Below are 12,894 nucleotides of genomic sequence, written 5' to 3'. Positions count from 1 at the left end.
CAAACTCTAATCAGTTATTTTCGAAGGCAGGCAGTGCCTTGATGGTATTATCCAGGGTTTGCATCTGTGCTAGGAATGGCTCCAGACGATCCAGTCTCAGGGCGCAGGGGCCATCGCATTTAGCATTATCCGGGTCCGGGTGAGCTTCCAGGAACAGCCCGGCGATGCCTTGGCTGATGCCGGCGCGACCCAATTCTGCCACCTGGGCACGACGGCCGTCAGCGCTATCGGCCCGGCCACCGGGTTTCTGCAAGGCATGGGTCACGTCGAAAAACACCGGGTAGTTGAATTGCTTCATGATGCCGAAGCCAAGCATGTCCACCACCAGGTTGTTGTAACCAAAGCTGGAACCGCGCTCGCAAAGAATCAGCTGATCGTTACCGGCATCCTCACATTTGTGCAGAATGTGCGACATTTCGTGGGGCGCCAGAAACTGGGGCTTCTTGATATTGATGATGGCCCCGGTTTTTGCCATGGCCACCACCAGGTCCGTCTGCCGTGCCAGAAAGGCGGGCAGCTGGATGATATCCGCCACTTCCGCCACCGGAGCCGCCTGGTAAGGCTCGTGCACGTCGGTGATCACCGGGCAGTTGAAGGTCTTCTTCACTTCTTCAAAGATTTTCAGGCCTTCGTCCAGACCCGGTCCCCGGTAGGAGCTCAATGAAGACCGGTTTGCCTTGTCGAAACTGGCCTTGAATACCCAGGGCATGTTCAGCTTGCTGGTCACTTCCGCATAGGCTTCCGCCACCTGCATAGCCATGTCCCGGGATTCCAGCACATTCATGCCGCCGAACAAGGCCATGGGCTTGTCGTTGGCGAATTCCAGCCCGTTCAGGGCAATGGTCTTCTGGTTACTCACGGATCACGCCTCCTTGTGCCTGCTGTTCCGCCAAAGCGGCTTCCACATAGCCTTTGAACAAACCGTGACCGTCACGGGGGGTGGAGGTGAATTCCGGGTGGAACTGGCAGGCCACAAACCACGGATGGTCGCCCACTTCGATCACTTCCACCAATTCACCGTCCACGGAACGGCCGACGATCTTCAAGCCTGCCGCTTCCAGCTGCGGCAGGTAGTTGTTGTTTACCTCATAGCGGTGGCGATGGCGCTCCACGATACGTGTGCTGCCATAGCACTGGGCCGCGCGGCTGCCGTCTTCAAGCACACACTCCTGGCCACCCAGGCGCATGGTACCACCCAGGTCGGAGTCCGCAGAGCGTTGCTCTTTCTGACCATCTTCGGTGATCCATTCGGTGATCAGCCCCACCACCGGGTCCGGCGTGTTCGGGTTCAGCTCCGAGGAATGGGCTTGTTCGATGCCTGCCACGTGGCGGGCATACTCGATCACCGCCAGCTGCATACCCAGACAGATACCCAGATACGGCACCTTGTTCTCGCGGGCATAACGGATCGCAGCGATCTTGCCTTCGGTACCCCGGTCACCAAAACCACCGGGCACCAGAATGGCATCCAGGCTTTCCAGCACACCGGTGCCGTCACGCTCGATATCTTCCGCATCCAGATAGAGGATATTGACCTTGGCGCGGTTGCTGATACCCGCATGGATCAGAGCTTCGTTAAGTGACTTGTAGGCATCGACCAGTTCGATGTACTTGCCCACCATACCGATGGTCACTTCGTTTTCCGGGTTCAGCTGTGCTTCGACCACACGATCCCATTCGCCAAGGTCCGGTTCGGGCAGATCCAGGCCAAACTTTTCCACCACGATGGCGTCCAGGCCCTGCTCGTGCATGCCACGGGGCACCTGGTAAATGGTCTTGCAGTCCGGGGAGGAAATCACCGCCCGGGCTTCCACATTGGTAAATAGGGCAATTTTTTCCCGGGCGCTCTGCGGAATCGGGTCATCCGCACGGCACACCAGAATATCCGGCTGCAAGCCGATGGAACGCAGCTCTTTCACGGAGTGCTGGGTCGGCTTGGTTTTGATTTCCCCGGCGGTGGCGATGTACGGCACCAGCGTCAGGTGCACCAGCAGGGACTGGCTGGAGCCCAGTTCCACGCGCATCTGTCGGGCCGCTTCCAGGAAAGGCAGCGATTCGATATCACCCGCAGTACCACCAATTTCCACGATGGCCACATCCGCATCGCCCGCCCCTTCGCGGATCTTCAGCTTGATCTCATCGGTGATATGGGGGATCACCTGGACGGTGGCGCCCAGGTATTCGCCGCGGCGCTCTTTATCCAGCACATGCTGATAGACACGGCCGGTGGTAAAGCTGTTCCGGCGGTTCAGGCGGGTGCGAATAAAACGCTCGTAATGACCCAGATCCAGGTCGGTTTCGGCGCCATCGTCGGTCACAAACACCTCACCGTGCTGGTAAGGGCTCATGGTGCCAGGATCCACATTAATGTAGGGATCCATTTTAATCAGGGTGACGTTGAGGCCGCGGGCTTCCAACAGAGTGGCCAGGGACGCGGAGGTAATCCCCTTCCCCAGAGACGACACCACACCGCCGGTGACAAAGATGAAACGAGACATGCACTCACCAGATCGCTAGTGGGTTGATAGCACCATCGTCAGTGTGTACTGGCCCCCATAAAAAAAACACCCTGCACGTTACAGACGGGCAAGGAGCTTTCGTGAATCGGGTTGGCCAGCTTCGCAAGAGACGATTGAACACCTGAAAATTCAGGAGCTTGCGCTACATCAGGACGGGAGAAAATGTTAACAGAAGCCGCCCCGCGCCTCAATCGGAATCGCTCCCGAGAGCGTAAAAAGGTGGTGATACCCACATCGGCTACGCCGAATTACGCACTGCCTGTTTAAATGGCTGGCCAAGCGACTGAGAGAGCAACAGGGTTCAGGGGCCGACTCACTTCTTGCGCCCCGCCGAGCGCAGGAGGCAGGAAGCCCGAGGCCAGCCTCAGGGCTTCTCGCATGCCGCCAGCACATCGGCAAAAGGCGCGTCGATCAGCGATGCAAACGCGGAATGCCGGCCAAGACGGGCACGGCTGGCTCGGGGGCTGCTGATACCACAAAGAAAGCGCGCCAGTTGCCGGGGCGTGGCCAGCGCCCCATGCCCTTCCTGTCTCACTGCCTGAATCACCGCCGCATCAGGTACACGGCGATGGCGTGCCGTCATGGGCCAATGTTCGCCCTTGCAATGACTGCACTGCCCACAGGGTTCAGGCAAGCGTTCGCCAAAATAGCTCACCAGGGCCTGCTGATAACAGCCCTTGCCCTCGGCCCAGTCACAGACTTGCTGCAACCGCTGGATATCCCGTTGTTCGCGCACGCGAAACTGTTCTGCCATTCTGGCGGTCAACGCCTGTGGTTCCTGGGGGCGCTGCAACATCCGGTATCCCTGGCGCACCCCGGCCACACGCAGCTCAATCATTCCCTGTTGTTCCAGATAGCCCAGCGCCTTGAGGATGCGAAGCCGGTCAACCTGCAGCTCTGCGGCAGCATCAATGGGCTTCAGGGTTACCCAGATGCGCCCTTGTTTCCCGGTCGCGAAAACCCGCTGCAGGAAATCCGCCCGGTCGTCATTGAATTGACTGATCACGTCATCTTGGGACGTCAGGAAAGCCAGCTTGTACTCCGTATAAAATGGCGCCGTGGCGCGAACCACCCCTTCCAGCTCCAGATAGGTCAGCAGTGTATTGATCACCAGAGGACGAACATCGAATTGTCCGGACAACTCATGCACCGACAGGTCGAACTGCTCGGGCTGGGCCACCAGCCAGTCGATCAATCCGGCCAGCGACGTATTGTCCGGGGTGTCCCCGTAACTGAAATTCTCCAGTACGGTCAGATCGTCCGAACCGGCCAGCAATACACACTCGGAGGGTTTGCCATCCCGCCCTGCCCGGCCGATTTCCTGCATGTAATTTTCCAGGGACTTGGGCAGGTTATAGTGATAAATAGCGCGAATATCGGCCTTGTCGATGCCCATGCCAAACGCGATGGTGGCAACGACAATATTCCCCTGCCCGGCCATGAAGGTTTCCTGCACCCGGTGGCGCTCCTCATCCTTGAGCCCCGCATGGTATGCCTGTGCCGGCAGCCCCTGCGCCTGCAGGAACCCGGCTACCTGTTCGGCGGTTTTCTGCAAAGTGACATAAACGATGGCCGGCTCTGACGGTCGGGACTGCAATGCCGCCAGCAATGCCTGATCCCGTTCGGAGGCATTGTGGGGCCGGATACTCAGCGCCAGATTGGGGCGGAAAAAGCCGGTCTGAACATGATCTTCCCGGGCAATGGAAAAACTGTCGCGGATCTGCTCTGCCACCTGGGGCGTGGCCGTCGCGGTCAGTGCCAACACCCTGCCCACATTGAGATCGCTGGCAAGCTGCGCCAGCTTCAGATAATCCGGGCGAAAGTTATGCCCCCACTCAGAAACACAGTGCGCTTCATCCACCGCCATCATGCTGATCGACAGCCGCTTCAAACGCGCCAGAAACCGCTCATTGGCCAGGCGCTCCGGCGCCACGTACAGCAGCTTGATACTGCCGTCATCCAGCCCCCGGTAGATACCCTGCAATTGCTCTGCATCCACGCTGGAATCCAGCCGCGCGGCAGCAATACCCAGCCGGTGAAGCTGATCCACCTGGTCTTTCATCAATGCAATCAGCGGCGACACCACCAGGGTCACACCACTGAACATCAACGCCGGCAATTGGTAACACAGGCTTTTACCGCCGCCAGTGGGAAACACCGCCAGCGCCGAACGCCCAGCCAGCAATGCGTCGATAACCGCCTGCTGCCCGGGGCGAAAGGCCTGAAGCTGAAAGGTCTGCTGCAAGTGTTGCTGAAGGGCCTGCATGGCACTCCCTTTTTTCGGCTGTAGGGTTGAATACGCAAGGGGTTCGGGATCAGTCAGCGCAAGTTTGGCAGAGGCGGAATACTGAAACGAGCAGGTGCGTCGTATTTTACTGTGCGCCAGAACGGACAGCCGCCCGGTGTCTGTAGCTCATGCGGGAGTGCTTGCTAGCGAGGTGCTTCGTTTGAAGGCAGCAAATACCAGCGCTCACTGTTGTCGCCCTCTTCACCATCAGCCAACCCCACCAGCGGCACACTCACCACCTCCCCATCACGGAGCAACAACGGCCACTGACGCCGCTGCCAGGGCGGCACGCCCGCCGCGCGCCAGAGTTCCTTGATCTGTTGATGCAATCCATTGCGGCGCACGACCAGAGAGCCGGACAATGCCCTGAGCTGCAGATTGCCCGGTGGACGAAGCACCCAAATATCTCCCTCAGCACCTTGCTTTGACCAATGCCAGTGGGGCAAGGCCGGCGGCGGCGCCCCTTCCGGCCAGAGCACATCGCCCTGCCAGGGCTGAAAGGCCTCACGTGAAGCCAGATACAATGCCCCACGGTACAAGCGTGCCGCGTATCCACCCCACTCCACCCGCGCCTGGCTATCCCCCGCAGCCAGGTGCAGCACCCGCAACTGTTCAAGCACCGCGGCACTGGGCGCGGTGGCCCGGTTTTGCTGCAGCCACCAGCGCAGCACATTGCGCTGCCGCGCCAGGGACAAATCGGCCAAATCGGTCAGAGGAAAAGACGCCCCGGCCACGCCAAGTCTGTCTGCATCCTGTACCGCGATTTCATGGAGCAGCTCACCGGCTTCCGCCATATGATCCGCCGCCCGGGCAAGCGTGCCATCGGCACCGGGCCAGCGATCGCGTAGTGCCGGAAAAATAGTGTGGCGCAGATAATTACGGCGCAGGGACTGATCCTGATTGCTGGGATCTTCGCGCCAGTTCAGCGATAACGCCGCCCCCCAGCTCTCCAGCGTATGCCGGCCAACCCCCAACAACGGCCGCCACAGGGCCACACCTTGTTGCCGACTGTGCTCACGCATGGCCGACAGCCCCTGCACACCCGCTCCACGCAGCAGCCGGAACAGCAGGGTTTCCGCCTGGTCATTGCGATGGTGGGCCATCACCAGCGTCGCGCCCTGGGCGCGGGCCAGCGGCAATAGCACACTATAACGGGCATCACGGGCGCCAGCTTCCAGCCCGTTGGCCATGTCGACAGCCACCTTTTCGATGGCTAGCGGGATACCTTGCTGATCCGCCAGCGCCTGGCAAAAGCGTGCCCAGCCCTGGCTATCGGCCTGCAATTGATGGTCAATATGAACAGCGGAGAGGCGCGGGCCCAGACCCGCTTTTACCAAGAGGTGAAGCAACAGGCAGGAGTCCAGACCGCCACTGAGGGCCAGCAGCAGAGGCCCGTCGGGGGCCTGTTCAGCCAGCGACTGGCTGAACCCGGCAGCATCGGACATGGTTATTCGTCAGCGGGATCGCTGACCACGTTGCCGTAACTCATCAGGCGCTCGTAACGGCGGTCGATCAGCGCATCCATTTCCATGGCACGCAGCGATTCCAGCTGGGTTTCCAGCGCCTTGCGAACGGCATCCGCGGCCTGGTCGTGATCGCGGTGAGCGCCGCCCAGCGGCTCCTTGATCACCTGGTCCACGATGCCGAGCTCGTGCAGGCGGCCGGCGGTCAGGCCCATGGCTTCTGCCGCTTCCGGCGCCTTGTCGGCACTGCGCCAGAGAATCGAGGCGCAGCCTTCCGGGGAAATCACCGAATAGGTAGAGAATTCCAGCATCTGCAAATGATCGCAGACGCCGATGGCCAGTGCCCCACCGGAACCACCCTCGCCAATGACCGTGGCGATAATCGGCGTCTTCAGCTGGGACATGACACGCAGGTTGCGGGCGATGGCTTCCGACTGACCACGCTCTTCCGCATCAATACCCGGGAAAGCACCCGGGGTATCGATAAAGGTGAGTACCGGCAGCTTGAAGCGCTCGGCCATTTCCATCAGGCGCAGCGCCTTGCGGTAGCCCTCCGGTTTCGGCATACCGAAGTTACGGCGCACCTTCTCTTTCACTTCACGGCCTTTCTGGTGGCCAATCACCATTACAGGCTGGCCCGCCAGGCGCGTCATGCCGCCGATAATGGCCGGGTCGTCGGCAAAGGCACGGTCCCCATGCAGCTCATCGAAATCGGTAAAGATCCGCTTGATGTAGTCCAGCATGTAGGGACGCTTGGGATGCCGGGACAGCTGGGAGATTTGCCAGGAGCTGAGGCCGCGAAAGATGCTTTCGGTGAGCGTAATGCTTTTTTCCTGCAGCTTGGCCACTTCCTCGGAAATGTTCACCTCGCTGCCACTGCCCACCAAACGCAATTCCTCGATTTTCGCTTCCAGGTCGGCAATCGGTTGTTCAAATTCGAGGAAATTGGGATTCATATTCTGAGCCTGTTCAAGGTGTTATCAGCATGCGCCCGGACCAGAATGGCCGTTCCCTGGCGCCAATACGGCAGAAACGCTACGCCGGCGACCCCCGAACGCAACCTGCCCATAAAAGAATGCAACAAGTGTAGCCGCAACCCAATGACAACGTCGAGACATGGCCGACATGGCTAGGTTGCAAACTGTTTCAAAGGGAGACGCTGCACGCATCACGCTTCACGCGACAACGCGGGAGAGCATCGAGCGCAAAGAGTGGCCCTGCCGCCGCGTCCAGGCGTTTGAATCGCGGAACCCGGCACCTCGGTCACAACGCACCTTTCTCGTGTTGAAGCGTGCTGCGTGTTGCCTGCAGCGCTAGTACTCCATCCGCACTGCGTTTTCACCAAAGCGTACCCGCAGCTCCTCCACCAGTGACTCGTGGGGGCTGATTTTCCATTCATCGCCCAGCCAGAAACTGGCCGCGGCAATGTTGTGGTCCAGATCCAGCAGCACCGGCGTGTTGCCCCCCTGGTACGGCGACAGCATCTGCTGGAGCTGCTGGGGCAAGTCATCCGCCACTGGCACCGCCACCCGCAAACGGCGGGCAAAGGTTTCCCGGGCCTGGCGCATATCCATGATTTCATCGGCGACTAGATTAAAGCCGCCGGTGTATTCGTCGTTGCGGACCCCGCCCTTGAAGATCAGCAGGGTATCCTTCTGCACCAACTCGCCGTATTCGGCAAAGGTCTTGCCGAAGACAGACACTTCCACCCGACCGGTCTTGTCATCCAGCGTGATGAACGCCATACGATCGCCACTGCGTTTGCTGCGGGTGATGCGCAGCGCCACCACCAGCCCGGCGATGGTGGCGGCCTCCCCTTTGCCGGTGGGCTGCAGGGAATTGATTCGGGCGGTCACGAACTGCCGCACTTCTTTTTCATACTGGTCGATGGGGTGGCCGGTCAAAAACAGGCCCAGGGTGTCACGCTCGCCATTAAGACGGGTTTCGTCGTTCCAGGCGCGGGCCGGCTTCCATTCCACCGCCGTGGCCGGACTGTCATCCACGGCCCCGAACATATCCATGATGCCGGCCGCTTCGTTGCGGGCATCCTGATCTGCAGCAGCAATGGCGTCCGGCAAAGTGGCCAGCAACTGCGCGCGGTCGTGGAAACTGCTTTTCGGCCCCAGCTTGTCCAGCACCCCGGCGCGCACCATGGCTTCCAGGGAACGACGGTTGATTTTTTTCAGGTCAATGCGACGACAGAAATCAAACAGGTCCTTGAACTCACCGCCATCTGCCCGCGCCGATACGATGGCATCGATGGGGCCTTCACCCAGCCCCTTGATGGCACCCAACCCATAGACGATGTCGCCCTCCGGGTTCACCGTAAAGCGATAACCACAGGAATTCACATCCGGCGGCAGTACCTGCAACCCCATGGTTTTGCATTCATCAATGAAGGTCACCACCTTGTCGGTGTTCTGCATATCCGCAGAAATGGTGGCGGCCATGAATTCCGCCGGGTAGTGAACCTTGAGCCAGGCGGTCTGGTAGGCAACCAGTGCATAGGCAGCGGAGTGAGATTTGTTGAACCCGTAGCCCGCGAACTTTTCCACCAGGTCGAAGATCTTCATGGCCAGGTCCGGGTCCACACCCTTACCTTTAGCCCCTTCTTCGAAGATCGCCCGCTGCTTGGCCATTTCTTCAGGCTTTTTCTTGCCCATGGCCCGGCGCAGCATGTCAGCGCCGCCCAGCGTGTAACCGGCCAGCTCCTGGGCAATCTGCATCACCTGCTCCTGATACAGGATAACCCCGTAGGAGGGTTTCAGGATCGGCTCCAGCCACTCGTGCTGGTATTGCGGATCCGGGTAGGCCAGCGGTTCGCGACCGTGCTTACGGTTCACGAAGTTATCAACCATGCCGGATTCCAGCGGCCCCGGACGATACAGGGCCACCAGCGCGATAATGTCTTCGAATACGTCGGGCTGGAGCTTTTTGATCAGCTCCTTCATGCCCTGACTTTCCAGCTGGAACACCGCCGTGGTATCGCCCCGCTTGAGCAGGTCGAAACTGGGGCCGTCGTCCAGCGGAATGTGGTCAATAACCAGATCGTCCAGCCCTTCACGGCCGCGCTTCACGTTGGCGGCTTTTACGGCCCAATCAATGATGGTCAGGGTTTTCAGGCCGAGAAAGTCAAACTTCACCAGGCCGGCGGATTCCACATCGTCCTTGTCGTACTGCGTTACCAGGTTGGTACCGTCTTCTTCACAGTACAGCGGCGCGAAGTCCGTCAGCTTGCCCGGGGCGATCACCACGCCCCCGGCGTGCTTGCCCACGTTCCGGGTCAGGCCTTCCAGTTTGAAGGCCATCTCCATGATTTCGTTGGCAGCGTCCTTGTCGGAATTTTCATCGCTTTCCAGGAATTCACGCAGGGTTTCTTCCTGCTCCAGCGCCTTGGTCAGCGTCATGCCCGGAATACCTGGGATCATCTTGGACAACCGATCGGCGAGACCGTAGGGCTTGCCCTGCACCCGCGCCACGTCGCGCACCACCGCCTTGGCGGCCATGGTGCCGAACGTAATGATCTGGCTCACCGCATCACGGCCGTACTTGTCTGCCACGTAGTTGATCACGCGGTCGCGTTTTTCCATGCAGAAGTCGACGTCAAAGTCGGGCATGGAGACCCGTTCCGGGTTAAGGAAACGTTCGAACAGCAGATCGTAGCCGATGGGATCCAGGTCGGTAATCTTCATGGCGTAGGCCACCAGGGAACCGGCACCGGAGCCCCGACCCGGGCCCACGGGAACTTCGTTGTCCTTGCCCCACTGAATAAAGTCGGCAACGATCAGGAAGTAACCGGGAAAGCCCATCTGGTTGATGATATCCAGCTCGAACCGCAGCCGGTCATCGTAATCCTTACGCTTTATGGCGTACTCGGGATCATCCTTATCCAGCAACACCTTGAGACGCTCTTCGAGACCGTCACTGGAGACTTTTTCAAAGTATTGCTCGATGGTCATGCCGTCCGGAATCGGGAAATCCGGCAGGAAGTTTTCCCCCAGGCGAATGTCCAGCGTACAGCGGCGGGCGATCTCCACCGTATTTTCAAGCGCTTCGGGCAAGTCGGCAAACAGCTCCGCCATTTCTTCGGCGGACTTCAGGTATTGCTCTTCGGAGTACTTCTTCGGACGACGCGGATCGTCCAGGGTGTTGCCGTCGTGGATACACACCCGTGATTCGTGAGCTTCGAAATCTTCCCGGCGCAGAAAGCGTACATCGTTGGTTGCCACCACAGGCAGCCCCAGCTGCCCCGCCAGCGCAACACTGGCATGCAAGCAATCTTCGTCGCCCGGGCGCGAGGTACGTTGCACTTCCAGATAGAAACGGTCGCCGTACACAGAGGCCAGCCAGCTCGCATATTGCTGCGCCAGCTCGTACTTTTCTGCCAGTAGCAGTTGTCCCACTTCGCCCTGGGAGGCCGCAGAAAGCACGATCAGGCCTTCGTTAAGTTCTGCTACCCATTCCGGCTTCACCAGCGCCCGGCCACGATCCTGGTTGGTCTGCCAGGCACGGCTAATCAGCAACGTCAGGTTCTGATAGCCCGCTTCGTTGAGCACCAGAAACGACAGGCAAGCGGGCTCCTCTATGTGTGTGCCCTGCACCCACAGGTCGGCGCCCATCAGCGGCTTGATACCCGCATTCATGGCATTTTGATAAAACTTGATCAGCGCAAACAGGTTTGAATCGTCGGTAACGGCCACCGCCGGAATCTGCTGGTTTACACAGGTCTTGATCAGTTCCTTGACCCGCACCACTCCATCGACCAGTGAATAGTCGGTATGCAAGCGCAGGTGGACAAAACGGGGATCACTCAAAACAGGTTCCCTTGTGCAATTGCTGCGGCGACCGGGCCAAAGGAGCGGCGATGCTCGGCCAGGGCGCCATGTTGTTCCAGGGCCGCCATGTGCACCGCTGTCGGGTAGCCTTTGTGGCGGTCGAAGCCATATTGGGGGTAACGGGCATGCAAGGCATGCATTTCGCGATCCCGGGCCACTTTGGCAAGGATCGACGCGGCGGAAATGGCCGGCACCCTGCCGTCACCCTTTACCACCGCTTGCGACGGGCACGGCAACGCTGGCACCCGATTGCCATCAACAAGCACGGCTTGCGCCGCCATGGGTAAACCGGCGACCGCCCGCTGCATGGCCAGCATGGTGGCATGCAGGATATTCAACTCATCGATTTCCGCCGGTTCGGCCCGCCCCAGCGCCCAGCCCAGAGCATGAGACTTGATCTCAGCTTCTAGCGCCAACCGTTTCTTTTCACTGATTTTTTTGGAATCAGCCAAGCCAGCAATGGGGTGTTGAGGGTCGAGAACAACGGCGGCTGTTACTACCGCGCCCACCAACGGCCCGCGGCCCACTTCGTCCACCCCCGCCACAAGCATGCCAGGCTGCCAGGCAAAGGCGGACGGAATGAAAGGGTCAGCCAGGGCATATTCCGCAAAGGGATCGCATGATTGCGATGGTGCCATCAGGCCTCCAGCAGTTTAGCAACGGCGGCTGCCGCTTTCTCGCTGGCGCCACCACGAAGCTGTTGATGTACGTCCTGGAACCGGGCTTTCAGGGCCTGGGCCTGCTCAGGTTGATCGAACCAGCGACGCACGGCGGCAACGATCGCATCCGTGGTCAGTCCTTCCTGAATCAGTTCGGGGACCATTTCCTGCCGACATAACAGATTCGGCAGTGAGACAAATTCGCTCTTTATCAAACCGCTGACGATGGCATAGGTCACCGCGCCAACCCGATAGCCTACCACCATGGGTTTGGTCAGCAACAAGCCTTCCAGCGTAGCGGTGCCGGATGCCATAAGCACCACATCAGCGGCGGCCATTACCGTACGGCTCTGGCCATCCACCAGCGATACGGGTAAATCAGGCTGGGCGTCCAGCAGTGCCTGGATTTGCTCACGGCGAGCATTGTTGGCCGCAGGAATCACGAAATGCAGCGCCGGATCCTGCTGATTCAACACCACCATGGCCTCCAGAAAGGCGGGCATCAACTGCCCCACTTCTCCACCGCGGCTACCCGGCAGCACAGCCAGAATACGCGCCTGCGCATCCAGGCCCAATGCCTTGCGGGCACCCGGCACATCCGTCTCCAGAGGAATTCGGTCGGCAAGCGGGTGCCCCACAAAGGCCACCGGCACCTGGTGCTGCTCATAGAACCGGGCTTCGAACGGCAACAGGGTCAGCATCAGATCAATGCTTTTCTTGATGCCCTTGATGCGCCCCTGCCGCCAGGCCCAGACCGACGGACTCACATAGTGCACGGTTTTCAGGCCGCGATCGTGGAGCCGCCGGGCGATGGGCAAAGTGAAATCCGGGGAATCAATCCCGATGACCACATCCGGTTTCTGTTCCAGCAGGAAGCGGACCAGGGATTTACGCAGACGCAGCAATTCGGGCAGATGGGAAAGCACTTCGGTGATTCCCATCACCGACAGTTTTTCCATGGGGAACAAGCTGGTGAGCCCCGCCTCGGCCATCTCTTCGCCCCCGACACCGATAAACCGGGCTCCGGGATAACGGGCGACAAGGGCCTGCATCAGGCCCGCGCCGAGAATATCCCCGGAAGCTTCCCCGGCAATCAGCGCGACCAGCGGTGCGTCCTTGCGCTGTGCCATG

Annotated in this window: 8 protein-coding genes; all 8 read right to left on the bottom strand. The window is 59.8% G+C overall.

Features of this window, described 5'->3' with window-relative positions; translation table 11 throughout:
- Nucleotides 1–10: 10 nt before the first annotated feature.
- Nucleotides 11–859 carry a 3-deoxy-8-phosphooctulonate synthase gene (kdsA, locus tag F1529_RS11890; protein ID WP_296028828.1) on the bottom strand — a complete coding sequence of 283 codons (849 nt, stop codon included), beginning with the start codon at nt 857–859 and terminating at the stop codon, nt 11–13.
- Nucleotides 852–2,498, bottom strand: coding sequence for a CTP synthase (locus tag F1529_RS11885; RefSeq protein WP_155134997.1), 1,647 nt, complete (start codon nt 2,496–2,498; stop codon nt 852–854). The genes kdsA and F1529_RS11885 overlap by 8 nt, the downstream gene beginning before the upstream one ends.
- Before the next feature lie 385 nt (nt 2,499–2,883).
- Nucleotides 2,884–4,785, bottom strand: a complete 1,902-nt coding sequence (locus F1529_RS11880; RefSeq protein ID WP_155134992.1) for an ATP-dependent DNA helicase RecQ — start codon at nt 4,783–4,785, stop codon at nt 2,884–2,886.
- Between the two features lie 164 nt (nt 4,786–4,949).
- Nucleotides 4,950–6,251 (bottom strand): tRNA lysidine(34) synthetase TilS, encoded by a 1,302-nt coding sequence (tilS, locus tag F1529_RS11875; protein ID WP_155134988.1) that lies wholly within the window; start codon nt 6,249–6,251, stop codon nt 4,950–4,952.
- Between the two features lie 2 nt (nt 6,252–6,253).
- Nucleotides 6,254–7,225, bottom strand: a complete 972-nt coding sequence (locus F1529_RS11870) for an acetyl-CoA carboxylase carboxyltransferase subunit alpha (protein WP_007148665.1) — start codon at nt 7,223–7,225, stop codon at nt 6,254–6,256.
- Nucleotides 7,226–7,582: 357 nt separating this feature from the next.
- Complete coding sequence (gene dnaE, locus F1529_RS11865) at nt 7,583–11,083, bottom strand: DNA polymerase III subunit alpha (RefSeq protein ID WP_155134985.1); 3,501 nt, start codon at nt 11,081–11,083, stop codon at nt 7,583–7,585.
- A complete protein-coding gene (rnhB, locus tag F1529_RS11860; protein WP_007151478.1) occupies nt 11,080–11,742 on the bottom strand; it encodes a ribonuclease HII in 663 nt (220 codons plus the stop codon). Before rnhB ends, dnaE begins: the two co-directional genes overlap by 4 nt.
- Entirely contained in the window at nt 11,742–12,893 is a 1,152-nt protein-coding gene (gene lpxB, locus F1529_RS11855) for a lipid-A-disaccharide synthase (protein ID WP_155134982.1), read from the bottom strand. Before lpxB ends, rnhB begins: the two co-directional genes overlap by 1 nt.
- Between the last annotated feature and the right edge of the window lies 1 nt (nt 12,894).

Source organism: Alcanivorax sp. VBW004 (assembly GCF_009718865.1).
In the GTDB taxonomy this organism is placed as follows: Bacteria; Pseudomonadota; Gammaproteobacteria; order Pseudomonadales; family Alcanivoracaceae; genus Alcanivorax.
The sequence above is the reverse complement of the archived record's forward strand: the minus strand, read 5'-3'. Positions and strand labels throughout refer to the sequence as shown.

Excerpts from the sequence above, each read along its gene's own strand:
- F1529_RS11870 (WP_007148665.1), bottom strand. The coding sequence starts at position 7,225 with ATGAATCCCAATTTCCTCGAATTTGAACAACCGATTGCCGACCTGGAA.
- F1529_RS11885 (WP_155134997.1), bottom strand. The coding sequence starts at position 2,498 with ATGTCTCGTTTCATCTTTGTCACCGGCGGTGTGGTGTCGTCTCTGGGG.
- lpxB (WP_155134982.1), bottom strand. The coding sequence starts at position 12,893 with ATGGCACAGCGCAAGGACGCACCGCTGGTCGCGCTGATTGCCGGGGAA.
- rnhB (WP_007151478.1), bottom strand. The coding sequence starts at position 11,742 with ATGGCACCATCGCAATCATGCGATCCCTTTGCGGAATATGCCCTGGCT.
- tilS (WP_155134988.1), bottom strand. The coding sequence starts at position 6,251 with ATGTCCGATGCTGCCGGGTTCAGCCAGTCGCTGGCTGAACAGGCCCCC.
- F1529_RS11880 (WP_155134992.1), bottom strand. The coding sequence starts at position 4,785 with ATGCAGGCCCTTCAGCAACACTTGCAGCAGACCTTTCAGCTTCAGGCC.